Annotated in this window: 29 protein-coding genes, 2 tRNA genes and 1 pseudogene; 18 read left to right on the top strand and 14 right to left on the bottom strand. The window is 59.8% G+C overall.

Annotation, left to right across the window (positions count from 1 at the left end; translation table 11 throughout):
- The first annotated feature begins 2 nt into the window (after positions 1-2).
- The 7 genes from AC0L37_RS14460 to AC0L37_RS14430 all read left to right on the top strand — a co-directional run bounded on the left by AC0L37_RS14460 (position 3) and on the right by AC0L37_RS14430 (position 3,223).
- Positions 3-980: a UPF0262 family protein gene (locus tag AC0L37_RS14460; protein WP_348984733.1), complete on the top strand. Its 978-nt coding sequence runs from the start codon at positions 3-5 to the stop codon at positions 978-980.
- A 76-nt stretch (positions 981-1,056) separates the two neighbouring features.
- Positions 1,057-1,275, top strand: coding sequence for a translation initiation factor IF-1 (infA, locus tag AC0L37_RS14455; protein ID WP_046138947.1), 219 nt, complete (start codon positions 1,057-1,059; stop codon positions 1,273-1,275).
- A gap of 10 nt (positions 1,276-1,285) precedes the next feature.
- The gene (locus tag AC0L37_RS14450) at positions 1,286-1,924 is read left to right on the top strand and encodes a Maf family nucleotide pyrophosphatase (protein WP_212658965.1); all 639 of its coding nucleotides are present in this window, start codon (positions 1,286-1,288) and stop codon (positions 1,922-1,924) included.
- Complete coding sequence (gene yacG / locus AC0L37_RS14445) at positions 1,924-2,130, top strand: DNA gyrase inhibitor YacG (RefSeq protein ID WP_212658964.1); 207 nt, start codon at positions 1,924-1,926, stop codon at positions 2,128-2,130. Before AC0L37_RS14450 ends, yacG begins: the two co-directional genes overlap by 1 nt.
- Positions 2,131-2,291: 161 nt before the next feature.
- Positions 2,292-2,367 (top strand) — tRNA-Phe (locus AC0L37_RS14440).
- 145 nt (positions 2,368-2,512) lie between these two features.
- Positions 2,513-2,758 carry a hypothetical protein gene (locus tag AC0L37_RS14435; RefSeq protein ID WP_282222863.1) on the top strand — a complete coding sequence of 82 codons (246 nt, stop codon included), beginning with the start codon at positions 2,513-2,515 and terminating at the stop codon, positions 2,756-2,758.
- 6 nt (positions 2,759-2,764) lie between these two features.
- A complete protein-coding gene (locus AC0L37_RS14430) occupies positions 2,765-3,223 on the top strand; it encodes a hypothetical protein (RefSeq protein ID WP_282222864.1) in 459 nt (152 codons plus the stop codon).
- Between the two features lie 235 nt (positions 3,224-3,458).
- On the opposite strand, the gene AC0L37_RS14425 is transcribed toward AC0L37_RS14430, so the two are convergent.
- The 9 genes from AC0L37_RS14425 to AC0L37_RS14385 form a co-directional block, all read right to left on the bottom strand.
- A complete protein-coding gene (locus AC0L37_RS14425) occupies positions 3,459-5,102 on the bottom strand; it encodes a hypothetical protein (protein ID WP_282222865.1) in 1,644 nt (547 codons plus the stop codon).
- Between the two features lie 364 nt (positions 5,103-5,466).
- On the bottom strand, positions 5,467-6,693 hold the full coding sequence (locus AC0L37_RS14420; protein ID WP_473313169.1) for a phage major capsid protein: 1,227 nt from the start codon (positions 6,691-6,693) through the stop codon (positions 5,467-5,469).
- Complete coding sequence (locus AC0L37_RS14415) at positions 6,690-7,340, bottom strand: HK97 family phage prohead protease (RefSeq protein ID WP_282222867.1); 651 nt, start codon at positions 7,338-7,340, stop codon at positions 6,690-6,692. The genes AC0L37_RS14420 and AC0L37_RS14415 overlap by 4 nt, the downstream gene beginning before the upstream one ends.
- 172 nt (positions 7,341-7,512) lie before the next feature.
- Entirely contained in the window at positions 7,513-7,782 is a 270-nt protein-coding gene (locus AC0L37_RS14410; protein WP_282222868.1) for a hypothetical protein, read from the bottom strand.
- A 72-nt stretch (positions 7,783-7,854) separates the two neighbouring features.
- Entirely contained in the window at positions 7,855-8,676 is an 822-nt protein-coding gene (locus tag AC0L37_RS14405) for a DUF1376 domain-containing protein (protein WP_282222869.1), read from the bottom strand.
- Positions 8,677-8,916: 240 nt separating this feature from the next.
- Positions 8,917-9,042 carry a hypothetical protein gene (locus AC0L37_RS14400; RefSeq protein WP_282222870.1) on the bottom strand — a complete coding sequence of 42 codons (126 nt, stop codon included), beginning with the start codon at positions 9,040-9,042 and terminating at the stop codon, positions 8,917-8,919.
- Between the two features lie 177 nt (positions 9,043-9,219).
- Complete coding sequence (locus AC0L37_RS14395) at positions 9,220-9,504, bottom strand: hypothetical protein (RefSeq protein WP_282222871.1); 285 nt, start codon at positions 9,502-9,504, stop codon at positions 9,220-9,222.
- A complete protein-coding gene (locus AC0L37_RS14390; protein ID WP_282222872.1) occupies positions 9,501-9,812 on the bottom strand; it encodes a hypothetical protein in 312 nt (103 codons plus the stop codon). The genes AC0L37_RS14395 and AC0L37_RS14390 overlap by 4 nt, the downstream gene beginning before the upstream one ends.
- Positions 9,793-10,017, bottom strand: coding sequence for a hypothetical protein (locus tag AC0L37_RS14385; protein ID WP_282222873.1), 225 nt, complete (start codon positions 10,015-10,017; stop codon positions 9,793-9,795). Before AC0L37_RS14385 ends, AC0L37_RS14390 begins: the two co-directional genes overlap by 20 nt.
- A gap of 98 nt (positions 10,018-10,115) precedes the next feature.
- Between AC0L37_RS14385 and AC0L37_RS14380 the strand changes: the two genes are divergently transcribed.
- From AC0L37_RS14380 to AC0L37_RS14350, 7 genes are all read left to right on the top strand, one after another.
- The gene (locus AC0L37_RS14380; RefSeq protein WP_473313168.1) at positions 10,116-10,370 is read left to right on the top strand and encodes an Arc family DNA-binding protein; all 255 of its coding nucleotides are present in this window, start codon (positions 10,116-10,118) and stop codon (positions 10,368-10,370) included.
- A complete protein-coding gene (locus tag AC0L37_RS14375; RefSeq protein ID WP_473313167.1) occupies positions 10,312-10,764 on the top strand; it encodes a hypothetical protein in 453 nt (150 codons plus the stop codon). Before AC0L37_RS14380 ends, AC0L37_RS14375 begins: the two co-directional genes overlap by 59 nt.
- Positions 10,765-10,766: 2 nt before the next feature.
- Positions 10,767-11,999 (top strand): tyrosine-type recombinase/integrase, encoded by a 1,233-nt coding sequence (locus tag AC0L37_RS14370; RefSeq protein ID WP_282222875.1) that lies wholly within the window; start codon positions 10,767-10,769, stop codon positions 11,997-11,999.
- Positions 12,000-12,153: 154 nt separating this feature from the next.
- A complete protein-coding gene (locus AC0L37_RS14365) occupies positions 12,154-12,342 on the top strand; it encodes a hypothetical protein (protein ID WP_282222876.1) in 189 nt (62 codons plus the stop codon).
- Positions 12,335-12,904 (top strand): GNAT family N-acetyltransferase, encoded by a 570-nt coding sequence (locus tag AC0L37_RS14360; RefSeq protein ID WP_282222877.1) that lies wholly within the window; start codon positions 12,335-12,337, stop codon positions 12,902-12,904. The genes AC0L37_RS14365 and AC0L37_RS14360 overlap by 8 nt, the downstream gene beginning before the upstream one ends.
- Before the next feature lie 21 nt (positions 12,905-12,925).
- A tRNA-Phe gene (locus AC0L37_RS14355) sits at positions 12,926-12,998 on the top strand.
- 320 nt (positions 12,999-13,318) lie between these two features.
- Positions 13,319-13,687: a hypothetical protein gene (locus tag AC0L37_RS14350; RefSeq protein WP_282222878.1), complete on the top strand. Its 369-nt coding sequence runs from the start codon at positions 13,319-13,321 to the stop codon at positions 13,685-13,687.
- Positions 13,688-13,772: 85 nt separating this feature from the next.
- Here the strand turns inward: AC0L37_RS14350 and AC0L37_RS14345 are convergent.
- Together AC0L37_RS14345 and AC0L37_RS14340 are read right to left on the bottom strand one after the other, a co-directional pair.
- Positions 13,773-14,368: pseudogene (locus AC0L37_RS14345) on the bottom strand (SDR family oxidoreductase).
- Positions 14,369-14,473: 105 nt separating this feature from the next.
- Complete coding sequence (locus AC0L37_RS14340; protein ID WP_282222881.1) at positions 14,474-15,850, bottom strand: NAD-dependent succinate-semialdehyde dehydrogenase; 1,377 nt, start codon at positions 15,848-15,850, stop codon at positions 14,474-14,476.
- Positions 15,851-16,102: 252 nt separating this feature from the next.
- Between AC0L37_RS14340 and AC0L37_RS14335 the strand changes: the two genes are divergently transcribed.
- Together AC0L37_RS14335 and AC0L37_RS14330 are read left to right on the top strand one after the other, a co-directional pair.
- Positions 16,103-16,849, top strand: a complete 747-nt coding sequence (locus tag AC0L37_RS14335) for an SDR family NAD(P)-dependent oxidoreductase (protein ID WP_282222882.1) — start codon at positions 16,103-16,105, stop codon at positions 16,847-16,849.
- A gap of 152 nt (positions 16,850-17,001) precedes the next feature.
- A complete protein-coding gene (locus AC0L37_RS14330; protein WP_282222883.1) occupies positions 17,002-18,843 on the top strand; it encodes a putative bifunctional diguanylate cyclase/phosphodiesterase in 1,842 nt (613 codons plus the stop codon).
- Positions 18,844-18,967: 124 nt separating this feature from the next.
- Here the strand turns inward: AC0L37_RS14330 and AC0L37_RS14325 are convergent, their stop codons facing one another.
- Both AC0L37_RS14325 and AC0L37_RS14320 read right to left on the bottom strand, forming a co-directional pair.
- Positions 18,968-19,138 (bottom strand): hypothetical protein, encoded by a 171-nt coding sequence (locus AC0L37_RS14325; RefSeq protein ID WP_212658959.1) that lies wholly within the window; start codon positions 19,136-19,138, stop codon positions 18,968-18,970.
- A 194-nt stretch (positions 19,139-19,332) separates the two neighbouring features.
- Positions 19,333-19,500, bottom strand: a complete 168-nt coding sequence (locus AC0L37_RS14320; protein WP_212658958.1) for a hypothetical protein — start codon at positions 19,498-19,500, stop codon at positions 19,333-19,335.
- A 182-nt stretch (positions 19,501-19,682) separates the two neighbouring features.
- Here AC0L37_RS14320 and uxaC point away from each other — a divergent pair, with 182 nt between their 5' ends.
- Positions 19,683-21,125, top strand: coding sequence for a glucuronate isomerase (uxaC, locus tag AC0L37_RS14315; protein WP_473315425.1), 1,443 nt, complete (start codon positions 19,683-19,685; stop codon positions 21,123-21,125).
- 70 nt (positions 21,126-21,195) lie between these two features.
- On the opposite strand, the gene AC0L37_RS14310 is transcribed toward uxaC, so the two are convergent.
- Positions 21,196-21,372, bottom strand: coding sequence for a hypothetical protein (locus tag AC0L37_RS14310; RefSeq protein ID WP_282222885.1), 177 nt, complete (start codon positions 21,370-21,372; stop codon positions 21,196-21,198).
- Between the two features lie 214 nt (positions 21,373-21,586).
- On the opposite strand from AC0L37_RS14310, the gene AC0L37_RS14305 reads away from it, so the two are divergent.
- Entirely contained in the window at positions 21,587-22,435 is an 849-nt protein-coding gene (locus tag AC0L37_RS14305) for an aminoglycoside phosphotransferase family protein (RefSeq protein ID WP_282222886.1), read from the top strand.
- Positions 22,436-22,489 lie beyond the last annotated feature (54 nt).

The raw sequence follows: 22,489 nt of genomic DNA, 5'->3' as shown, positions 1-22,489 counted from the left end.
GCATGGTGATGGGCACGGAAACGCGCACCAAAGCCGATCCGACCAAGACCGATCGGCTGGTGACCGTCACGCTGGACCCCAACACCATCACCTCGATCAACCCTGACGAGGTGCATGAGTGGCGCATCGCCATTTATGATCTGCTCGAGGACAATAGTTTCCGCCCCGCCCGCGTCAGCGCCAAGGGGCCGTTTGCGCTGCATATGTCTATCGTCGGCAATTCCATCGTGCTCGACGTGCGCAATCCCGATACCTTCCAGCCCATTGCCGCGCACTATCTCTCGCTCACCCCGTTCCGGCGCCTGATCCGCGATTATTTCCGCATTCGCGATGCCTATTATGAGGCGATCCGCTCCGCTCAGCCCTTCCAGATCGAAACGGTCGATATGGCCCGGCGCGGCATGCACAATGAAGCGGCCGAACTGCTGCGTACCCGGCTCGATAACAAGCTGATCATCGATCTCAATACCGCCCGGCGCTTGTTCACCCTGATCTGTGCCGTCCAGCCCTATGCCAGCCGCATTGACGAGAGCAAATCCGAGCTGCCCACCGTGCTGTTCGTCTGCTCGATGAATTCGGTGCGCTCACCTATCGCCGCCGCGCTCGCGCGCAAGGCTTTCCCAGGTCGCATCATCGCCCGCTCGGTTGGCGTCAATGGCGGCAAGGCCGATCAGTTCGTCCATCAGGTCATGGAAGAAGTCGGTATTGATATGAGCGTTCACACGCCCCACATTCTCGACGAGCTGGTGGCCAACCATTTTGATCTGGTGATCTGCCTGTCCGATGATGCCCCGGAAGCCGTGGCCCGCAAGGGTCTGGAGGCGGGCGCTGTCGAGCGCTGGCGGGTTGCAGACCCCTCACTTGTCGAGGGCAATCGCGACGTTGTTCTCGGTGCATATCGCGAGTTGCGGGACACGCTTTCAAGGCGTGTTCGGGAGCGGTTGGAGTCACTGGTTTCCGGTGGTTCACAAACCCGATGAATTGAAGTAGGTTCCGCCCAATTTCCGACCCCTGGCGCGCCATTCCGAGCTGCGCGGGGTCTTATCTGGAGACAGTATGGCAAAGGAAGAAGTGCTCGAATTTCCGGGCGTGGTAGTGGAATTGCTTCCCAATGCGACCTTTCGGGTCAAGTTGGAAAACGAACATGAGATCATCGCCCACACGGCTGGCCGCATGCGCAAGAATCGCATTCGCGTCCTCGCTGGTGACAAGGTCCTGTGCGAAATGACGCCCTACGACCTGACCAAGGGCCGCATCACCTACCGCTTCAAGTAAGGCTAACGCGATGGCCAGCCGTCCGGACCTGATCCTGGCCTCCGCCTCGCCGCGCCGGCTGGCATTGCTCAATCAAATCGGCATCGAGCCCGAGCACCTTGTGCCCGCCCATGTTGATGAGACCCCTGAAAAGGGCGAGCTGCCACGCAAGCTGGCCCAGCGTCTGGCCGACCTCAAGGCATTGACCGCCCAACACAAGGCCCGCTCTGCGGGCTTTGGTGCTGATGCATTGGTGCTTGGCGCCGATACGGTCGTTGCCGTCGGGCGGCGCATTCTGCCCAAGGCCGAAACCATGGAAGAGGCCAGCGAGTGCCTGTCCATGCTCTCGGGGCGGGCCCATCGCGTCTATACCGGCCTGACGGTACTCACGCCCTCGGGCGCCAAGCGCCAGCGGCTGGTGGAAACCCGCATTCGCTTCAAGCGGCTCTCGACCCGCGAGATGGAAGCCTATCTGGCCAGCGCTGAATGGCGCGGCAAGGCTGGCGGCTACGCCATCCAGGGCATTGCGGCGGCCTTTGTCGTCAAGCTCACCGGCTCCTATTCGGGCGTGGTTGGCTTGCCATTGATGGAAACCGCCCAATTGCTGGCCGGCGAGGGCTATCCAGTCCATTTCAACTGGCTCAATCAGTCCACGCTGTCGGGCGTCTGATGGCCACCCCGGCCGCCGCCAAAAAATGCCCCATCTGCTCCAAGCCTGCCGTTGAGGCCTTCAAGCCCTTCTGCTCAAAGCGCTGCGCCGATGTGGACCTCAATCGCTGGCTTACCGGCGGCTATGTCATCCCCGCGCGCGATGACGAGCCTATGTCCGAGAACGACAATTCCATCCCCAGCTACGATCAGGACGACGAATTCTGATCCATTTGCGCCGTCCATCGCCCCAAAAACCCCAGCTGACCCGCCAGTTTCTGGCCAATCGTGCAAACTGATTTTCAACAGGCGCTTTTCGCGCTTGCACGGCAAAAACCCATCCCCTATAAGGCCCATGGCTTTCAGCCGGGCGGACCTTCCGCCCACTTGCCCGGGTAGCTCAGTTGGTAGAGCAGCGGATTGAAAATCCGCGTGTCACTGGTTCGATTCCGGTCCCGGGCACCACAATTTTCTCATATGTTTCAATCAGTTACTTGTGTTGCGCCCGCGCAGTTGGCGCGAATTTGTTGCGTGAGTGTTGCAAAGCAATTCCCAGCATTTCCGCGACGTTCTCGACTGTCTCGGCGAATCCACGCGACAAGGATGCAACATGAAACCAGCCCTTGCGCTACCAACCCGGCGAATGCTGACTAAGATTGAGGCGGCCAACTATGTTGGCTTCAAGTCCACTACCGGCTTTGCCGCCTGGTGTCCGGTGGCGCCCGTGAAGATCGGGGCCAATATCCTTTATGATGTCCGGGCGATAGACCGTTGGCTCGATTCCCTGAGTAATCAGCCGGCGCCGCAGCCGAAGCGCAGGTTCGCCGATAGAGCAGGCAACGTAGACGACAACTGAAACTGCGTGCGTGACATTTTTCGGGCCCATGTGGATACTTGGAAGATGGAGCCTGTTGATCACATCCTGGAACTTTCAAAAGAGCTTGGTGCAGCCAGACAGGTCGACGCCGCGATCGACGCTTTTATAGCTGGCCACTATGATGTTGCCATAACCTTGGCTGGCGCAGCTGAGGGGATGCTAGAAGACACCAATGGCGAGGCGCTATTCAACAAGCTGCTGGAACATCCGAAGGCACGGGAGCAGTTTAGCAAGAAGGAATGGAATTCAATCCTCAACACTGAGCGCGACTGGTTGAAGCATTTGACTCCCGATTTGCCTGAGACCATTGAGATCTCGCTGGACGAGGCGGCCTATATGATCGCCAGAGCAGCGTCCAAAATAGCAGTTTGGTCGGATCAAATGGCTGAGTTCCGACTTTGGTACATTGAGAGGGTCAATGCGCGCACGGGCAGCTCTGCCTAGCGGATTTGGTTCGCACTGGTTCGCACGCTGCAAACCTAGCTGCGAACTGCGAACCATTTCGGGTTCATCCCCCATTGGGGGTTGGGCAATGTAATCAGAGACTTACTGCAAGTTCTTGCCAAGGTTCGCACTAGGTTTGCACCTGCGAACTTCCAGCAAGAAAAAAATCTCTGCGTGAGGGAATGGCGGGTCCAGAGAACGGTCGCTTTCTGAAGTTTTGGGTGCCCCCGGCGCATCATGCAACCATGTAGAATCCACTCAGCACCACTGCCGTATTGGCTTTGATCAAGGCGCTTGTGTTTGATCCTTCTGTGCCACTTGTAAGATTGACGTGAACAATCTTGATATCGGCCGTGTTCTTCAGAAGGCGAGCCTGAAAGATGGTATCGGCGCCGCCTACCTGGCTGAATATGTTCAGAGTGATAGCCGCAGTGTTGCGGTTGTTGTTTGCGCTCACCGGCAAGCCGGTAGTGACAAGGGTTAGCAGCCCAGACGGCGAAGAGACCGACGAAGCGTCGAATATGCCGGTGAAGAACACCATGTCACCAAAGCGAAAGTAGGTGCCGGTGTTGTTGCCCATCGTGATGGACCCCGATGAAGCCGGGGTCAGCTGACCAGTGAATGTTCCAACGTTGGGGACCGCCGCTTCGATGGCTTGCTGCACACGCAGGGGCGTCATCAGCTTGCTGTTGATTGCCCCGGCCTCCGCCTCCACCTGACTTGCGAGAATGGCGGAGACGATGGGAGCGGTCGCGTCGGCGCTATCCACTGCAATGGCAGTGCCCGGCTCGACGCTTGCAACAGTGCCTGCGCCGTTGAGGCCAGCCGGGCCACGCATTTCAGCCGCATCGCCTATCGTTGCGGTAAACGTGCCGTCTCCCTTGAGGTATTCACCGACGTTCGCCGTGGGTGCCGTGCCAGTGCCGCCTACATAGCCGGCAAGCTGGTGAACGCGCCTCGTGCCATCTGAAACCACCACAATCTGCGGCGACCAACCTTTGTCGCCCTGATCGCCTTGGCCGCCGGTATCGCCCTTCTCGACCGCGAGTTCCCATTTGGCCGCAGCAAGGTCAGTCGCAAATGTTCCCGACGTATGCGCCTCAATGCAGATGTAGGTGCTGCCGGACTCCTCCACGAGGTCGTCAACGTCATAGCCGGCAGCAGTGACCCATGCGCCTTGCCAGACGCCGAGAATGGCATTTGTGCCGTCCGCGCCTTGAGCTGAAAACATTACCATCATCTCGTCATCTGCCGAGAACGTGCTCGACCCGCCGATATAGGTCAGGGTCAGCTTGCGATAGCCGGTGCCGTCCACGACAGAGCCGGAGACCTTGAAGGCATGAAAGGCTGCAGGGTCGGCAACGGAGCGTAGCCACAGTTGCCCGCGCGCTGCTGCAGTGGCTGCATCATCCCAGCTGTCGAGAACGGCTGAGACCGTGGCGCCGTTGGCGTCGAGATTGTCGACATATGCCGCAGTCGCGCTTCCAATCGATGCGTTGTTCAAGCGCAGATAGCCAGAGCCCGGATCGGCATCGGATACGCTGTCGCTGAAGCGATAGAACAGGCCGCGTCCGTTGGCTTCCACGACTGTGAGGTTGGCCAGCAGATCGCGCACCCGAGCCGAACTTGTGGTGGAATCCGCGGCCGGGATGATTTCATAGGCCGCGTCAGTGAGTGACGTGCCGGCCCAAGCTGTGATCGCCAAGACTGCGTTGTCAGTTGGGTCAGCGGTGACGCGGGCCATCAAACCCTGCGAAGGGACGAACAGCATGTCGTTCAAGCGCACAGTACCAACCCAGAACGTATCTGTGCCTGTCACAATCGCGTCGCCGTTTGCCACCGTGATAGTGCCGACATTATAGGGCGTGGGGCTGGCCATTACTGTGTTTCTCCAGACCACCAAGCCAGATTTTCCTCGAGCCGCTCTCGATCCTCACTGGATGCTGGCCCGCCGGCATCGAGCCGCTCTCTTTTGCCCTCAAGCATCGGAACAATCGCCTGTGCGAACTGTGTGCGACGTTCGACCATTTGGTGCGATAGCGGCTGCGGGTGCACTCTTTTCGTCATTGCATTTCCCTTCGATGGTTTGGTGACAGATCACCCCCTTCAGGGGTGGCTCCAACTTTTGTTTTTGAATTTGCTCTCGGTGCGAACGGAACTTGGTCACCGGTGGAGTAAGTGGGGCGGGTGGGACTATTCCCGCCCCCTGCGCTGACCGACTGCCGGCCCGGTCATCGCAATGGCTATGCCACGCGGCCAAAGTCGCCATAGGTCAGAGCGAGAGGGCGCTTGACTGCAAAGGCGAGGCGCTGCTCGGCCAGGATCGTGAGCATGTTCTTGATGAAGTCGTCTTCGTTTTCCGTGGCGATCTCGACGCGAGCGTCCCACCGGTCATAGATGGTCGCGGCGGTCTGGAATTGGCCGACGAGAAATTTGTCGACGGTCATGGCTGGCGTTGCAATCACCGGGACACCGAACAGGCGCGGCTCCACTGTCTGGCCTGGTTCGCCAAAAATGTAGTTGCCGCCCGCATCCTTGAGCAGACGAATGTAGAGCCAGTCTGCAGGGTTCATGATGATACCGTCAGCAGGGTACTCAGCCAACGCGTTCTGCAGCAGCGCCAAGCCAATTGTGTCGATGCTCGTGGCGCTAGCGATGGTGATAGGCGCGGAATAGGCTGTCGCCTGCGGAACCATGCCGAAGAGGTTCTGGCCTGTGCCGTCGCCGTTCAGTAGCTGCCCTTCCTCCTTCAAGCCCAGGCCCTGCAGCAGTTCATTGTCCACGATGCCGCGAAGCTGGGGCACGTCATCCAGCACCTGCCGCGAGGCTTTCATCCAATGGGCGATGGTGCGGGCGTTAAAGGTCTTGAGCTCGAGCTGAATGTCGCTCTGCGGCTTCGCTGCACCTTCCGCAACCATCGCGGCATTGTTCGTGCGATCCTTCTGCACCGGCACTTCCACCGCGCCAGTGGTGATCTGAATTTGTGGCAGCAGACTACGTACGGTCAGCCGGCGCTGCGGGAGCAACACCATGTTATCCCGACTGCGGGCCATACCAGCGCCAACAGATCCGGCTGCGTCAGTGGTCAGCGAGGTCAAGGAGGCCTTGAGCTGCAGATCGGCCTTCCCGCGACGGTTGGCGGTTTCGAGAAGTCCTTTCACGTTCTCGCTGTTGATGAATTGCTCACCAACGGTGGCGCCGGTGTCGCGGCTCTGGAAGCTGCCGCCGTCACCTTCCGCGATGCGCTGTTCAATCTGGGCCAGCTGTTCGGCCACCGCTGCCGTCTTGACCTGTACGGTTGCCAGCTCAGAGATCAGCTTTTCGTCGCGCTTTTCAAATGCGGACATCAGGTCTTTGACGTTGATATCGCCACCGCCGCCGCGTTCGGTGTGATCGAATGCGATCTGAGGTGCGCCCAGATAGTTCATTGCGGTGAAGCCATAGCCGCCAGCGCGGGTTGCTTTGCTCATCGGGTATTCCTTTCAAGATTTTTCAGTGACGCGTTCACTGCGACCAAGGCGGCCTTGACCAGTTCGTCGTCGGTATGGAGGTTCTGGGAGAGGGCAGAGAAGCCGCCGGCGGCGACCTTCGATGCGGCTGCACGGGGCAGGCCGGTTTTAATCAGCAGGTCGACCAAGTCGGCTTTGCTGGTGACACGGGCGCGGTCGTTCGCCGGGATGGCGACGACTGACACCTCTTTCAAATCGATTTCTGTGAGTTTGGTGACGCCTTCGTCCCGGTGCCAACCGCCATCTGGGAGGCGATAGCCGATCGACATGCCCGTTACGTCGCCATTGGCGATGTGGGCTTGGGCGTCCTTGCCTGCAGTCGTTTCGAGATTGCACTGGCCGCGAACGAAGAGGCCGAATGAGTCTTCGCGCACTTCCAGCCAACGGCCGATCGGTCGGGACGAGTCGTGCCCCCAAAGCATCACTGGCAACGTGCCGGCCGCTTTGTGTGCCGCCAAGCTCTTCGCGAACGCGCCTGGCATGATCATGTCGCCATAGCTGTCTACGTTGCCGTAGATCGCGCCATAGCCCTCGAACACCCCCGACTGATCGGAGGCGAATTTGAGGCGAAGGAATCCAGATTGTTTGGTGGTTGTGTCGAATTTCATAAGGCACCTCGATGCGACAAAGCACAGGCACCGTGGTGCCCTTTTTCAGTGCTTCGCGCCCCAGACCAGCTGGTGACATCGAAGGTGCCTGGCTGCCGTTCGTCCCAGACCAGCTGGTGACGGATGCAAATCAGACGCCCCGATAATAAGCGCGAAGGCATTAGCCGGCAAGTCAGTTTGGCCGGCCGCTGTGGATCAGGTGATCGAACTTGCCGGCTTTCACCTGGTCGGACGCGAAACGCAGCATGTTGAGCGCTTCCTGCCGGCCATAGGTCGATGCCATCTGAGCAATGGCGAATGTGAGCAGTCGATCGACAATCATCTCGACCGGCGCCCCGGCTTCATTGGCCATCATTGTCGTGGCGCGCTCGACCATGAGGTCGCACATTTGCTTGACCCGCTTCTGGCTCGGCTGGGTGTCATTGGCTGGTGTTTTGTTCATGATTTGTACTTTCTCTAGTTGTGGGTGAGCTGTCAGGTTGGTCAGTCGATGGCGTTGCCGACGCGCCCCCGGTCAAGCCGCACCTGCCAGCGCCCGAGCAGCGTCCATCTCGGCAGGTGTCGCCGTTGTGCATGACCTGGTGCCCCAATAGATCGGCTTCCCACGCACCTTGGCCAGGAACGGGGCTATCGGGTCATCTTCGCGGATCACGGGAAGTTCGCCGCCGGTGCTTGCCGTGGGGACGTTCCGGTGATGCGCAACCAACTGATAGCGCTGGATGTGCGATCGTGCCCGCTGGGCGCCATCAGTGCCAACACACGGCGCGTTCGGCGTTGCACCGCACCGATGGCATTCGACGCCCAGCGCTGCCTCCCGGTTGATCCCAAGGCTTGTGTAAGTCTGGATCTCCCGAGACATTCCAGTCAGATCAATCAAACCATTTCGGCCCTTAGGGCCTATAGGGGTTTCTTTCTGGTTCTGGGTAGCATCCGGTTCGCATATGCGTTCTGGATGCGTTGGCGATGCGGTCGCATCAGTCGCGTCATTGTTTTCGTTGGGCTTTTTATCCCACCTCGCTTTCGCACTCCGACTTGCGGAGTTCGCCTTTTGAAATGTGTTTGCGAGTTCCACCGCGACCCATTCCGTGGATAGCAGGCCGTCGGTTTCGGTCACCTTGCCCTCATGAATTAGAGCGTTCAAAGCCTTGCGAAACGACGCTGGAGTCATGCCGCAAAGTCGGGCCAACCGTGCGTCATCACGTGGCAATCTGTCGCCTCGCTCGAACATCAGACAGACCAGCGTCAGCAATACGCCACGCTCGACTGAAGACAGGTCGCCGATGCGCGATAGCCAGTCCGTTGGAAAGAAGCGGTACCACCGCGGGGAACTGGTCATTGACGCCCCTGCGGATGGATTGCGCAGCGCCACCGCACGTCGAGAGGCGCGGTTAGGTCATCATGGTGAGCCTCTACGCCTTCCACCGCTCCGCAGACCTCGCACGGCTGTTTCTCAAGCCTGCCATCGCGCAAGGCGACAGCAACTGCCAGATTGGCCCTGCGATGGGCTGCAAGCGGGTCAGGGCGCCGGTCATGAATTGGCGGCAGCAATGTCTTCCACCGCCGGCGACGTGCCTGGCTATGCCTCATTGCGCAGCCTCGACAGAATGCGAAAGGAGGCATCGACATGGCTCCGCGCCTGTTTGCGGTGCCAACTGGCCAGCGCCATGCGCGCCATGACGATGTAGAGGGCAAGGAACCTCATGACGCGCTCTCCCCGTGGAAGTGCTCAACGAGCTTGGCGCGGCTGCAGACCCACTGGTTCCCGATTTTGCGGGCTGGGATCACTCCACGCTCCAATAGGTGAAACGTGGCGCGCCTGGTCTTGTTGATGGCAGCAGCTATCGCTGTGGCACCCCAAAGAAGATCCAGCGGTTCTGGCTCACTCTGCATAGCCAACACCTCCCGCAAATGTCGGAATCGGAGCGGTGCCCTCGATCGCATTGGCTTCGCCGCGCTGCTGCCGTTCCATCTGGTCGATGAACCACCGCCGCTCGGGGTCAGGTAGCTGATAGAGCTTGTCGACAAATTCTAGCATCTGCCGAACGTCGCTGTCGCTGAACGCTGGCTCGGCTGCCAGAGCGGGGATGGCCGCGCCGATACAAATGCTCGATGCGCCAGCCAACAAGGTTCGGCGGTTCATGGTTGTGTTCTTGAAATTGCTCATGCCACCACCGCCTTCGGTGCCGTTGTGCGGCCGATGGTATGGAAATTGGCATCAACAGACTTGTTCAGTGCCTCAACAATGTCGCGGCTGATCCAAATCAAGGCGTTGAGGCGGTCCATCTGTGGAACGCGTTTATCGGGAGGCCCGAAATCACAATCTTGGATAGTGGCTGCGACGGTGTCCACCAAGTGACCAAGGTTCGCCAGATCCGACTGAAGGTCGTTCAGGTCGTACATTATGCCTTGAGCGTCTGGGGCTGCGCGGCTTGCAGAAACCGGCGTGCCGGTGCTATTCTCTTTCGAGTTCATTGGCTTCAATCCTTGCATGGGTGTGGTCGTGATCATGGCTCGGCAGTGCTTCAACACTGGCCGGGCCTTTTGCTTTCATGGCCGCACGAATGGCGCGGACAACTTCAGATGTTTGGGAAGATGCGTTGAACTGGGCTTCGCCTTCGATGAAGGCTTTGGCATCAGCGGGTAGCCGTATTTTTAATTGCGGATCGTTTCGCGACAATAGGACAATCCTTAACCATGGACCTAACAGGTCCACAGGTACCTGTTAGGTCCACTAGCGTCAAGGACCTAAATGGTTCATAGACGTTGCGACGAAATATGAGGGGAAAAGCGATGGCTCCGAAGCAGTCAGACCCACAGTTCAAACTCCGACTGCCCCCTGATCTGAAGGCGAGAATTGAAGCGTCCGCTATTTTCAACGGGCGGAGTGTAAGCGGTGAGATTTTGCAGGTTCTGGAACAGTATTTTCCACCGGAGCCTAGTGTCGGCGAGCTGGTTGATACCATTGAAATGTATGTTAATTTCGCTTCGAGATCCAGATGCTCCCGCATACCGTCGCGGCCTGAACGATAAACTCAAAGAGCTTGCGGCCAGGCTGCAAACCGGTATCGACTTCGATCACCCAATGAACTTGCAGGTGCAGTCAATTGAAGAAGTCGAGGATGCGGAATACAACAAGCTAAGGCGCGACGCTCGACGTGAGATCGAACGCGCGAGCGAGAATTCCGGCGTCGCAACTGATGATTTCAGGAATTTCATGCAGGGCATTGGCATGGAGTGGGTCAATGAGGAGCGACTTCGTCGCGCGACCGAGGAGATGGAGGAGCGAGGACCCCGCGCAGCCCTGTCTATGCTTGGTCTAAACCTTGCGTTCAAAGACGAGGAAGCTGCGCACGACGTGTTGCGCGAAGAACTTCCAAAGCTTTGGTCTCAAGTGCAGAAACGCAATGAAGACAACGAGGACTGATCGTGTCCGTCCGCAAACGCACCTGGTCCACCGCTGGCGTCGAGAAATCCGCATGGGTGGTCGATTACCTCGACAGCCAGGGCAAGCGGCGTCTCAAGACCTTTGAGCGCAAGAAGGAAGCCGACCAGTTCGCCACCACCGCCGCCGTGGAAGTCCGCGAGGGTGTGCACGTGGCAGATACGGCCAGCGCCACCATCATGAACGCTGGCCGCATGTGGATCGCGGCTAAGGGCAGGGCAGGGCGCGAGCGCTCTACTGTCGACCAGTATCGCCAGCACCTTGAACTCCATATAGGCCCGTTCATCGGTGAAACTCGTCTCAATGCCCTGACACTGCCGGCGCTGCGCCAATTCGAAGAGCGGATGCTCGATGAGGGTCGCTCACCGGCCATGGTTCGCAAGGTGGTGGTCAGCCTTGGCTCTCTCATTGCCGACGCCCAGGAGCGCGGCCTGGTGGCCCGCAACGTGGTGCGGGAGATGCGCGGGCGGCGCGGATCATCTGACAGGCGGGCAGAGAAGCGGGCCAGGGGCAAGCTGCGGGTCGGGGTGGACATTCCGACGCCAGCAGAGGTCAAGGCAATCGTGGGGGCGCTGCAGGGCCGTTGGCGCCCGGTGCTGCTCACTGCCATTTTCACGGGCCTCCGCGCTTCTGAGCTTCGCGGCCTTCGCTGGGATGACCTAGACCTTGACCGCAAGGTGCTTCACGTCCGCCAACGCGCCGACCGTTTCAACGACATAGGGCAGCCGAAATCTGAGGCCGGTGAACGCGAAGTGCCGTTGCCACCGATCGTGATCAACACGCTGCGCGAATGGCGTCTGGTGTGCCCACGCCGCGATACCGGCCGCAAGGACGCCCAGGGAGAGCCGATCAAGGAGCTGGACTTGGTGTTCCCCAACGGGCGGGGAAAGGTCGAGAGCCTGGCCAACATGATCAACCGGGGGCTGCTACCTACCCAGATCAGGGCAGGGGTGACGGTCGACACTGGCGAAGTCGACTCCGAAGGTCAGCCGATCCTTGCCGCCCGTTATACTGGCATGCACGCCCTGCGGCACTTCTACGCCAGCTGGTGCATCAACCGACCGCAAGATGGTGGATTGGGCCTGCCGCCAAAGGTAGTGCAAGAGCGGCTTGGGCATGCCACGATCAATCTGACAATGGACACCTATTCACACCTGTTCCCAAGAGGGGAGGACGGCTCAGAACTGGCCAATGCGGCAGCTGCGTTATTGGCTTAGCGGCCCCCTAGCGGCCTCATTTCGGTGTAATGTTGGGTAAATATGGGAACCTAACGGGAACGTGTTGCAACATATTTCTATCGTTACCCATTGTGTTTTACTGTCTGGTGATGATTTAAGCATTGTATTGAGTGTCAACGGAAAGGAGCACGAAATGGCAATCACTTCCCATGCCTTCGGTCGTGTCACTTTGACCGATCAAGACGCAAAAACTTTTCAGGCCCAGGTGACCTATGGTCGCCCAAAGGCCGCTGCCGTCGAAGCTGTGAAGCGTGGCGTTCAAGTTTCGCGCGATTTCAAAGAAGCTGGCGGCAAGTTGAAGATCACGCTGAAGCGTGGCTGACGACGAGATTTCTTTTGAACTTCGACAGATTAAGTCCGGGGATCGCCTCTCCGGGCTTAAGCTCGGGGATCAAGCGTTTCAGCCTCTAAAGAGCTTTCTTCAAAATCACGCACAGAAATATCACCTGAGCGAGCTCGCTAAAACGTATGCTGCGTTCGCAAGTACGGCGCCAGACAAAGCCGTCGCCTATATCACTCTGGTTTGTGGCCAAGTTGAAACACAGGTTCAGGTGGGTGACCAAATCGGCAGCGACGTGAGCTATACCTATGACCACTGTCCCGCAGTCAAGATCGCCAGGCTTGCGGTCGATACGCGTTTCAAGGGGAATGGTCTGGGGCAATATCTGGTGGATTTCGCATTGGGGCTCACCAGAGAGGAAATCATGCCGCGCATCGGTTGCCGGTTTGTGATTGTGGATGCCAAGCAAACGGCCGTGAAATTCTATCAAGACAAATGTGGCTTCACCCTCATAAACACCGTCGAGAACAAGGCATTGCCCAGTCCTGTGATGTTCATGGATTTGCACAAGGCCGCGCCCCAGAAATTAGCGGACGCGACATAGGCGCAACATAATCCGAGAAGCGCCAGCGTCTCGACGGGATTGAGGCGGATTGAAAATCCGCGTGTCACTGGTTCGATTCCGGTCCCGGGCACCACTTTTTCCATACATTCAGCCCATTGGTCGAATTCGCCTTTGCAGAGCAAGTATGTGCTCGCTCTCCTCTCGCAGCGAAGAGTCACCGCATGTTGTCCGCATCGGAGCAATTTCGGCAGACTAGAAAAGTTGATTTGGGCAGTGCTTTGCGGGCAAAAGTCACTGAATCCAATTCAAATTGGCAAAATATCGCATTAAGTTCGGGTATTTTATCTATTAGTCTGTGGAATTGTGGTTTTGAATTCTTGTGGATGGCGAGTGCATCTTGCTTGTCGCGATCACGTCTTGTCTATTCTCTCAAATTAATTGGGGGTTCAATAAATGATCAAGAAGTCAATCGTTGCGCTTGGCGTAACGGCGATGCTGGCCGGGTGCGCGACGCCGCCTAAGGAGATCGCGCCAACCTACGTATCGACAGGGCTCTACGAGAACCTCTCCTGCAAACAACTGCGTGGAGAAGCCGAAGCGGTATCTGCAAGGGCTGCGCAAGCGTACGGTGCACAGGACAAAGCTCGGAGCCAGGACGCGGCAATGACTGGAGTTTCGCTGATCCTATTCTGGCCAGCAGCCTTCTTCCTTAAGGGCGACGGAGCCACGGCGGCTGAGGTTGCTCGATTGAAGGGCGAAATGCAGGCGATAGAACAGGTCAATCGCGTGAAGAACTGCGGCATAACGTTCGCGGCTGTATAAAGATAGAGTTCCTGGCGTCGGCAACTGCTGGCGCCAGGATTTGCGGCGCGTGGACGAACTGCTCCGCCCCCGGAATGGCGGCTCGCTAAGCTGACTGCATGTTCAGCGCCTGCCCATCATACCGACCGGTCGTCACGGCCTCGGCCAGCACATGCGCCACGTCGGCGCGGGAGGCCTCGGCGGATTTATCCACGTCTTCGCCCAGAATCACATTGTCGCTGCGGCCATCATCAGTCAGGGCAACCGGGCGCAGGATGGCGTAGGTCAGGCCGGACGCCTTGAGGTGTTCGTCGGCGGCGTGCTTGGCCTTGAGATAATGCGCCAGCTTGCCTTCAGGATTGGCTTGGTCGGCGCCGACCGAACTCAGCATGACAAAGCGGGAAACGCCCGCCGCGCGCGCCAGATCGACCAGGCGTTGCGCGCCGTCGCGATCCACCTTGTCGGTCATTTCGGGACCAGTTGAGCCGCCCGAGCCCGCCGCAAAGACGACTGCATCCATGCCCTCGCATACGCCCGCCGGCAAATCGGTCAGATCACCCTGACGCAGCTTCGCACCCCGGGCAGGGCGCTGGTGTCCGAGCTTTCACGCACCAGGGCTGTGGGCTGGTGGCCCTGATCGATCAGGGCCTGGACGAGCTGGCGCCCGGTCTTGCCGGTTGCGCCGGCAACAAGAATATTCATGCTCATAACTATGCTCCTAAGCTCAGATTTTGATTTGGGTTGCGTATGTCGCGCGGGATGTCGAAAAGGTGGGCGGAACACCGGAAAACCGGCGCCGCCGCGCGGTTACGGCAGGAAAATCGCCTTGGTGTTGACGAATTCCTTCATGCCGAAGCCGCCATGTTCGCGGCCATAGCCGGAATCCTTTACGCCCCCGAATGGCATGTTGGGGTCGGCCGCGCCGAACGAATTGATGCGGATCATGCCGGTATCGAAGTGGTCGCGTGCCAGTTCCAGCGCACGCTCTTCATTCTTGGAAAAGATGCCGCCGCCCAGTCCATACCGGCTCTCATTGGCCAGACGCATGGCGTCCTCGTCATCCTTGGCGCGAATGATCGAGGCGACCGGCCCAAAGATTTCGTCGTCATAGGCGGGCATGCCGGGTTTCAGGTCCGCCAACACCGTGGCGGGGTAGTACGCCCCCGTCCGGTCAGGCGCCGTGCCACCACACAGGACGCTCGCGCCCTTGGCGACGCTCTCGTCAACCTGGCTTTTGACGGTATCAAACTGGTCCTGACTCGACAGGGGCCCAAGCTGGCTGTTCTCGTCGGTCGGGTCGCCCAGGCTGATATCCTTCATCTTGGCGACAAAGGCATCGACAAATGCGTCATACACCTTTTCGGTCACGATGAAGCGCTTGGCCGAGACGCAGGTTTCGCCATTATTGTAGAGCCGTCCCATCACCGAATATTTCACGGCGGTATCAATGTCGGCATCTTCGAGCACGAGATAGGCGTCGTTCGAGCCCAGTTCGAGCACGGTCTTTTTCAGCGCCTTGGCAGCCACAGCGCCAATATGACGGCCCGCGCTATCGCTGCCGGTCAGGGTCACGCCGCGCACCTTGGGGTGCGCAATCAGCTTGTCGCTGATGTCGTGGTCGATTAGCACGACCTGGAACAGATCTTCGGGCAGGCCCGCTGCGATGCACATTTCGCGCAGGCGCAGCCCTGAGCCGGTGCAGATGCTGGCATGCTTGAGCACACAGCCATTGCCCGCCATCAGATTGGCAGCCAGCACGCGCACCGGTTGGTAGAGCGGAAAGTTCCATGGCTGTATGGAGTAGATCACGCCAATGGGCTGGTAGCTCACCACGCCGCGCTTCTGCTTGGCGCCATGGGTGCGCTCTTCGTCGGCCAGCGCGTCTGGGCCATTCTTGGCGGTGTATTCAAAGATCGCGGCGCAGATTTCCACCTCGCGCTTGCCATCCTTGATCAGCTTGCCGGTCTCCTGCGTCATCAGCGCGGCCAGCTCATCGGCATTGTCGCGCAGTTCCTGCGCGATCCTGTTCAGATAGGGCGCGCGCTCTGCATGCGATAGCGTGCGCCATTCCACAAACGCGGTATGGCAGGCCTCGACCCGGTCAATCGCCTCAGCCTCGCTCATCCGGTTATAGGTCTGGATTTCCTCTTCGGTGGCAGGGTTGATGGTCGTGATCGTGGACATGCTCGCTCCTTGAATATCTAGGGCAGAACGGGCGGATTTGCTGTCCGTTCCGTTCAACACGCGAGCGTGAGCCGTACCGTCCAGGTGCATCACGCCGCTATCCGCCATCAGACTCAACCTGACACTTCGCGCCGTCGCGGGCTTGTTTCTGCCGGCGCACAGGTCGCACTATGGGCGCAGGGGGAGACTCGGCGCGCCGCGGCATGCCCGCGTCAGTCTGCCTGACCCGTCGTCATTCCGAGGCCAGCACGCATGAACCAGATCGATCTTCGCGACCAGGTCGCCATTGTCACCGGCGGCGCCCAGGGGCTGGGCTTCGCCATCGCCAAGCGGCTGATCGATAGCGGCGCTCAGGTGAGCCTGTGGGATTCCAACGCCCAGGTGCTGTCACAGGCCACTGTGGCCCTGGGGGCGGCCGCCTCATCCATGGTCGTGGACATCACCGATTATCCCAGCCTGCTGGGCGCTCACGCCGAAGTCGAACGCCAGATCGGGCCGGTATCGATCCTGGTCAACTCCGCTGGCATTGCTGGTTCCAATGCCAGCCTGGAGGATTACGACCCGGACGAATGGCGTCGTGTTGTCGAGGTCAATCTCAACGGCACCTTCTACGTCAACAAGGTGGTGATTGGCGCCATGAAGGCCCGCAATTACGGGCGCATCGTCAATATTTCCTCGGTTGCCGGCAAGGAGGGTAATCCCAACCTCTCGGCCTATTCAGCCGCCAAGGCAGGCGTTATCGGGTTGACCAAGTCGCTGGGCAAGGAACTGGCCAAATTCGATATCGGGGTCAATGCCATCACTCCCGCGACGGCCAAGACCGCCATTCTCGACACCCTGACCCCTGAATTCATCGACTACATGCTGGTGCGCATCCCGCGCGGGCGCTTCTTGGAAGTCGATGAGGCTGCCGCCATGGTGGCCTGGCTGGTCAGTCGCGACAACAGCTTCACCACGGCCAGCGTCTTCGATCTCTCGGGCGGTCGGGCGACGTATTGATCACGATGCGTTCGGCTTTGTCACAACATCTGTAAGACCTGCCTAACCATGGCGTTTAACGCCTGCCTCAAGCTTGTGCGTCATAGTGAAGCCTCGTGATAAAACGTGGTGGTACAGCGTTTTTGTTCTGAAGCGACCGGTGAGAGGTTTTCATGGTCACCGACAGTGCATTATTGCTGCATTTGCAGACCGAGGTGCTTGAAGCAGTCGCTCGCGGCGAGACGATTGCGTCGATCGCCGAGTTGCTGTGCCGCCGGGCCGAAGCGATGGCCCCCGGCGCCATCTGCTCCATTCTCGCCATTGATGGCGCGGGACGGGTTCAGCCGCTTGCGGCTCCCAGCCTGCCACCAGAGTTTTCTGCGGCGCTTGTTGATCTTCCCATTGGGCCACAAACCGGCTCGTGCGGCACCGCTGCCTACACCAAACAGCCGGTAATGGTCACCGATATCGACAATGACCCCCTCTGGGCCGATTATCGCGCATTGGCGCAGCCCTTGGGTTTGCGGGCCTGCTGGTCCAGCCCGATCTGCGACAAGAACGGCCAGACAGTGGCCACCTTCGCCTTCTATTATCGCACCTGTCGCGGCCCCAATGTGGTGGAACGCGATATCGTCCAGACCTGCCTGCATCTGTGCGCCCTTGCTATCGATCACGACAAGGTCCGCGCGCGCAGCGAACGACTTGCCTATTTCGATGTCCTCACCGGGCTGCCCAATCGCGGGCACTTCGATGAATTGCTGGCAGATGCCGTCTCGCATAAGGCCCCGTTCGGTCTGCTACTGATCGATATTGATCATCTCAAGGTCGTCAACGACACTGTCGGTCATGTGGTTGGTGATCTGATGATCCGCACCCTGGCCGAGCGCATTGCCGGTGCCCATTCCAGCCTGGTGGCCTGTCGGTTGGGCGGCGACGAGTTCGCCGTGCTGGTGCCTGCCTGCGGCACCGAAACCTGCCTGCACGATGCGGCTACCACCATTATCGAGGCCGCCGCAGGTTTGATCCACGCCGATGGCCAGGCCATCGATCCCCATATCACTCTTGGCGGTGCCTTGTTCGGCGCTGACGGCGAAGACGGTGGCTCATTGCGTCAGAACGCCGATTTCGCGCTCTATCACGCCAAGGAAATTCGTCGCGGCGGCTTTGTCCGGTTCACCCCCGATCTGCGTACTTCCATGCTCGAACGCGCCCGCATGGTGCGCGATGTCGACCTGGCGCTGAACGAAAACCGCATTTTGGCGCACTACCAGCCAGTCGTCCGCCTCGACACTGCCGAGATCGTCGGCGTAGAAGCGCTGGCTCGCATGCGCATGCCTGATGGGCGCATTGCCAGCGCCGGCGAATTCCACGCCGCCTTCGCCGATCCGCGCATTGCCTGGCAATTGACCGGCCAGATCATGAATCAGGTCGCCCGCGATGTCCGCCAATGGCTCGATGACGGCATTGATTTCCAGCATGTTGGCATCAATGTCACCTCGGGCGATTTCCTGCGCGGAGACCTCGAACAGCGCATCGTTGACACCTTTGGTGCCGCCCGCGTGCCACTTCACCACATCGCCCTTGAGGTTAACGAAGCCGTCTTCATGGGCGGTATCGATCAGGTCCCCAAGACCGTCAGCGCCCTGCGTGAGCGTGGCGTTCTGGTAGCGCTTGATGATTTCGGCACCGGCTTTGCCTCGCTGACCCATTTGCTCAGCTTCCCGGTTGATGTCATCAAGATCGACAAGTCATTCGTTGACCGTATCGGCTCCGACGCTGCCAGCAGCACGATTGTGGGGTGCATCATCGAGGTGGCCCGCAAGCTCGACATGAAGATTGTCGCTGAAGGGATCGAGGCCGCCGATCAGGTTCAGGCGCTGGCCGAACTGGGCTGCAAGTTGGGGCAGGGCTTCCTGTTCTCCCGCCCGTCTTCAGCGGAAGACACCACCAGTCTGCTCACCACCTTCGCCCAGAAGCGCGTGCCACTGCGTCAGGCCAGCAAGCTCTCGGCCTGATCTGCGCGTAATTACGCAAGCAAAAGCCCGGCCACCCAATCAAGGGTGCCCGGGCTTTCTTACGTCAGGTCGGGTGCGCGGCGCAGGTCGCTCAGGGAGGGGACGCGCCCTGCTGCCAGGAGATTTAGCGCTTGCCGATCGAACGGAAAGCGTCGGAATCAATCCCGAGGGTCTTGAGGTGCTTGGCTTTGGGCGCACGCCCACCTTCAACAGCCGCCGCGGCGGCAGCAGCGCTGCCGAACACGTCGAACACGGTGCCAAGGGTCGCAAACAAAGTTTTGCGCGGATTGCTCATAGCCAGTTCCTCATGAGACCCAACCGAATTGCCGGGTCGCTTTCATGACTAGACAAATGGGCGCGCCGCCTGCTTTGCGGTAGGCCCAATTGGTCAATCCAGCCATGCGGTGAGGGTATTGCCCGCTCAGGGCATGTGCGGACAGGCCGCGCCCAGCCATGGGGCGCGAAGAGCCGACATAGCGACTTCTGCTGCTAGAGCAGGGTGGTCATCATCGTGGCGGCCACGGCAACAATGCCCATCGCGGTCATCCCTGCCGCGACCAGCATGATCTGGGCGTGATGGACATGGTTGGCGGCGCGCGCCTGTGCGCGGGTGCCGCTTGGCTTGCTCTGTGCGTGGTCGAAATTGAGATGCGCCATTCTCGGTCGTCCCCTCAGCATGCCGATCCGTGCCGGATCGGGCTCACAACTGGGTCGCCGCTTTACGCTGTTCTCACCCGGCACATGAAGGCTAATCCCGCGGCGCGAAAAGCCGAAGACGATCCTGCAAACGCCGTTAATTTTATCAATCGGACCCCATCGCTTATCTTGTATGGAAGATGATTGATTCCGGACGCGGTTCATGGCAAAAATGGTCCATGACACACCTGCATCCAGACCGCCTGTTTCCCGCTTCCGAGCCCGCCCAGACCATTGCGCGCCAGCTCTATTCCGAGGTCTCCGACCTGCCGCTGATCAGCCCGCACGGTCACACCGACCCGGCCTGGTTTGCCAACAACCAGCGCTTTTCTGATCCGGCCAGCCTGTTTCTGACGCCCGATCACTACGTCTTGCGCATGCTGCGCAGCCGTGGCCTGAGTTATGACGATCTGGGCGTGCCCCGCAAGGATGGCAAGCCGGTCGCCGGCGGCCGCGATGCCTGGCGACTGTTTGCGGCCAATTATTATCTGTTTGCCGGCACCCCCTCCAAGACCTGGATCGATCATTCGCTCAAGGCGTCCTTCGGCATTGAAGAAGAACTCTCGGGCGAGACCGCCGACGCCATCTATGATCGCATTGATGCCGCGCTCGCCACGCCCGACCTGTTGCCGCGCGCCGTGCTCGACAATGCAAATGTCGAGGTCATCGCCACCACCGAATTTGCCCTCGATACCCTGCCGCATCATCAAAAGATGAAGGCCGATGGCTATATCGGTCGCGTCCGCACCACCTATCGACCCGATGACGTCACCGACCCAAGCCGCCCTGCCATTGCCGCCAACCTGCAAAAGTTCGGCGAACTGACCGGCGAGGACATCACCAGGTGGGACGGGTTGATCAACGCCCACCGCATTCGCCGCGAATTCTTCCGCCAGCATGGCGCGGTGGCTACCGACCATGGCGTGCCGACGGCCAACACGGCTGATCTGCCTCTGGTCGACAAGCAGGCACTGCTCGACCGCGTTCTGGCTGGCACGCATACAGCCGACGATGCCGAACTGTTCCGCGCCCAGATGCTGACCGAAATGGCCCTGCTGGCTGTCGAGGATGGCATGGTCATGCAGATCCATGCCGGCTCGCGCCGCAACACCGATCCGCTGCTGTTCACCGAGCGTGGCCCCGATCTGGGTGCCGACATTCCGGGCACCACCGATTACGTCAACGGCCTGCGCGCGCTGCTCTCACGCTGCGGTAATGAGCCCAATCTGCGCCTGATCATGTTCGTGCTCGACGAAACCACTTATGCCCGCGAACTGGCCCCCATGGCCGGTTACTGGCCCAGCCTGCTGGTGGGGCCGCCATGGTGGTTCCATGATAGCCCACAGGGCATTCGTCGCTATCTCGATCAGGTGGTTGAAAGCGCTGGCTTCTATAATCTGGCCGGCTTCAACGACGACACCCGCGCGCTGCTCTCGATCCCGGCGCGTCATGATGTCTGGCGCCGCGAAGTCTGTGGCTTTCTGGGACGTTGGGTGGGTGAGAACCGCATTTCGCGCAGCACGGCGCGCGATGTTGCCAAGCATCTGAGCTATCAGGCCGCCAAGGATGCCTACCGCATCAAATAGGCTGATCCGCCCGGCCCATGATTGATTGCACCCCGGCCAATGGTCGGGGTGTTTTCCATAGCCTGTTCGGTCAGGGCGATTTCCAAAACACCATGACAATCAGCACCAGTCCGGTCAGCATCAGCACCACCAGCCCGCCAAGGCCATTGGCAAACTGCCGCAGCAGACCCGGCCGCGCTTCATCAGGGCTGATAATGTCGGTGAGTTCAGGATGGGCGTAGGTGTCGTCACTCTTGTAATGCGTCATCGATGGTCCTCCCCAGGGCCCGCCGTTTGCATGCGCTGATCATGCGCCCCCATCCGGTTAAGAAGCCTTGCCGTCCCAACGTTTTTGCGCGTTATGCTTGCTTTTGTGTCAAGGGCAACCGCTGCCGGCTTGTGCCCCATCTTGATCAACTTTTCCGGCCATGTTTGGCTGCCAGTCGAATCCGGCACCTGCTTCTGCTCTAATGGCGGTCATGATGAATCAGTCGCCCCTTCAAACCGCGCTCAGCCGCGCCATGATCCGCTGGTCGCTGACCAAGTCGACCCAGCTTGCCGACAGCCCGTCCAGCACGATCTTCAAGGTCGAGCAGAACGGGCGCAATTTCGCCGTGCTCAAACTGCTCAAGCCTGCAGCGGCGCAGGAAGAGCGGCGTGGCGGGCGCCTGATGAACTGGTATGGCGGGGAGGGGGCTGCAACGGTCTTTGATATCCACGGCGATACCATTTTCATGGAATGGCTCGATGGCGGCACGCTGGGCGATGCCGTGCGCGCCGGTCATGATGATCAGTCCACCACCGCGCTGTGCTCTGTGGTGGGCGGCCTGCACCGTCCTCGCGCCGAGCCGCTTGAAGACATGCTGCCGCTGCGCGAGCGTTTCCAGCCGCTGTTTGATACCGATGTGCGCGCCTGGCCCCACACCGCCCGCGACATGTATGCCCGGGCCGCCGGCATAGCGCTCAAACTGTTCGATCGCCCCACCGCGCAGATCCCGCTGCATGGCGATTTGCACCATGACAACATCATGTCCTCCGATCGCGGCTGGCTGGCCATTGATCCCAAGGGGCTGCTGGGTGACCCCTGTTACGAGTTGGCCAATGCCTTCATCAATCCGCTGGGCGCCGAAGATACGGTCAAGGATCCCCGCCGCATCGCCGCCATGGCCGATATGGTGGCCGAACGGCTGGGTTACAGTCGCAAGCGTGTTCTGGGCTGGGCCTCGGCCCATGCGGCGCTTTCGGCCTGCTGGACCCTGGAGGCGGGCGAGCCGATCATCTGGCAGCTCACCATGCTGCCGCTCTTGCTCAGCGCCTATGATCAGGCCTAGCGCCCTGGCTTTGGTGCCGGCCACCGGCGGCCCAGAACTGCCAGCTTTCCACTA

Source organism: Devosia sp. J2-20 (assembly GCF_055808475.1).
This window is presented reverse-complemented; position numbering and strand designations above follow the sequence as displayed.

Excerpts from the sequence above, each read along its gene's own strand:
- AC0L37_RS14415 (WP_282222867.1), bottom strand. The coding sequence starts at position 7,340 with ATGAAATTCGACACAACCACCAAACAATCTGGATTCCTTCGCCTCAAA.
- AC0L37_RS14340 (WP_282222881.1), bottom strand. The coding sequence starts at position 15,850 with ATGTCCACGATCACGACCATCAACCCTGCCACCGAAGAGGAAATCCAG.
- AC0L37_RS14330 (WP_282222883.1), top strand. The coding sequence starts at position 17,002 with ATGGTCACCGACAGTGCATTATTGCTGCATTTGCAGACCGAGGTGCTT.
- infA (WP_046138947.1), top strand. The coding sequence starts at position 1,057 with ATGGCAAAGGAAGAAGTGCTCGAATTTCCGGGCGTGGTAGTGGAATTG.
- AC0L37_RS14435 (WP_282222863.1), top strand. The coding sequence starts at position 2,513 with ATGAAACCAGCCCTTGCGCTACCAACCCGGCGAATGCTGACTAAGATT.
- yacG (WP_212658964.1), top strand. The coding sequence starts at position 1,924 with ATGGCCACCCCGGCCGCCGCCAAAAAATGCCCCATCTGCTCCAAGCCT.
- AC0L37_RS14395 (WP_282222871.1), bottom strand. The coding sequence starts at position 9,504 with ATGAGCAATTTCAAGAACACAACCATGAACCGCCGAACCTTGTTGGCT.
- AC0L37_RS14400 (WP_282222870.1), bottom strand. The coding sequence starts at position 9,042 with ATGAGGTTCCTTGCCCTCTACATCGTCATGGCGCGCATGGCGCTGGCC.
- AC0L37_RS14410 (WP_282222868.1), bottom strand. The coding sequence starts at position 7,782 with ATGAACAAAACACCAGCCAATGACACCCAGCCGAGCCAGAAGCGGGTC.
- AC0L37_RS14380 (WP_473313168.1), top strand. The coding sequence starts at position 10,116 with ATGAGGGGAAAAGCGATGGCTCCGAAGCAGTCAGACCCACAGTTCAAA.
- AC0L37_RS14390 (WP_282222872.1), bottom strand. The coding sequence starts at position 9,812 with ATGAACTCGAAAGAGAATAGCACCGGCACGCCGGTTTCTGCAAGCCGC.
- AC0L37_RS14460 (WP_348984733.1), top strand. The coding sequence starts at position 3 with ATGGTGATGGGCACGGAAACGCGCACCAAAGCCGATCCGACCAAGACC.
- AC0L37_RS14375 (WP_473313167.1), top strand. The coding sequence starts at position 10,312 with ATGTTAATTTCGCTTCGAGATCCAGATGCTCCCGCATACCGTCGCGGC.
- AC0L37_RS14365 (WP_282222876.1), top strand. The coding sequence starts at position 12,154 with ATGGCAATCACTTCCCATGCCTTCGGTCGTGTCACTTTGACCGATCAA.
- AC0L37_RS14420 (WP_473313169.1), bottom strand. The coding sequence starts at position 6,693 with ATGAGCAAAGCAACCCGCGCTGGCGGCTATGGCTTCACCGCAATGAAC.
- AC0L37_RS14310 (WP_282222885.1), bottom strand. The coding sequence starts at position 21,372 with ATGACGCATTACAAGAGTGACGACACCTACGCCCATCCTGAACTCACC.
- AC0L37_RS14405 (WP_282222869.1), bottom strand. The coding sequence starts at position 8,676 with ATGACCAGTTCCCCGCGGTGGTACCGCTTCTTTCCAACGGACTGGCTA.
- AC0L37_RS14320 (WP_212658958.1), bottom strand. The coding sequence starts at position 19,500 with ATGGCGCATCTCAATTTCGACCACGCACAGAGCAAGCCAAGCGGCACC.
- AC0L37_RS14325 (WP_212658959.1), bottom strand. The coding sequence starts at position 19,138 with ATGAGCAATCCGCGCAAAACTTTGTTTGCGACCCTTGGCACCGTGTTC.
- AC0L37_RS14335 (WP_282222882.1), top strand. The coding sequence starts at position 16,103 with ATGAACCAGATCGATCTTCGCGACCAGGTCGCCATTGTCACCGGCGGC.
- AC0L37_RS14305 (WP_282222886.1), top strand. The coding sequence starts at position 21,587 with ATGAATCAGTCGCCCCTTCAAACCGCGCTCAGCCGCGCCATGATCCGC.
- AC0L37_RS14450 (WP_212658965.1), top strand. The coding sequence starts at position 1,286 with ATGGCCAGCCGTCCGGACCTGATCCTGGCCTCCGCCTCGCCGCGCCGG.
- AC0L37_RS14350 (WP_282222878.1), top strand. The coding sequence starts at position 13,319 with ATGATCAAGAAGTCAATCGTTGCGCTTGGCGTAACGGCGATGCTGGCC.
- AC0L37_RS14425 (WP_282222865.1), bottom strand. The coding sequence starts at position 5,102 with ATGGCCAGCCCCACGCCCTATAATGTCGGCACTATCACGGTGGCAAAC.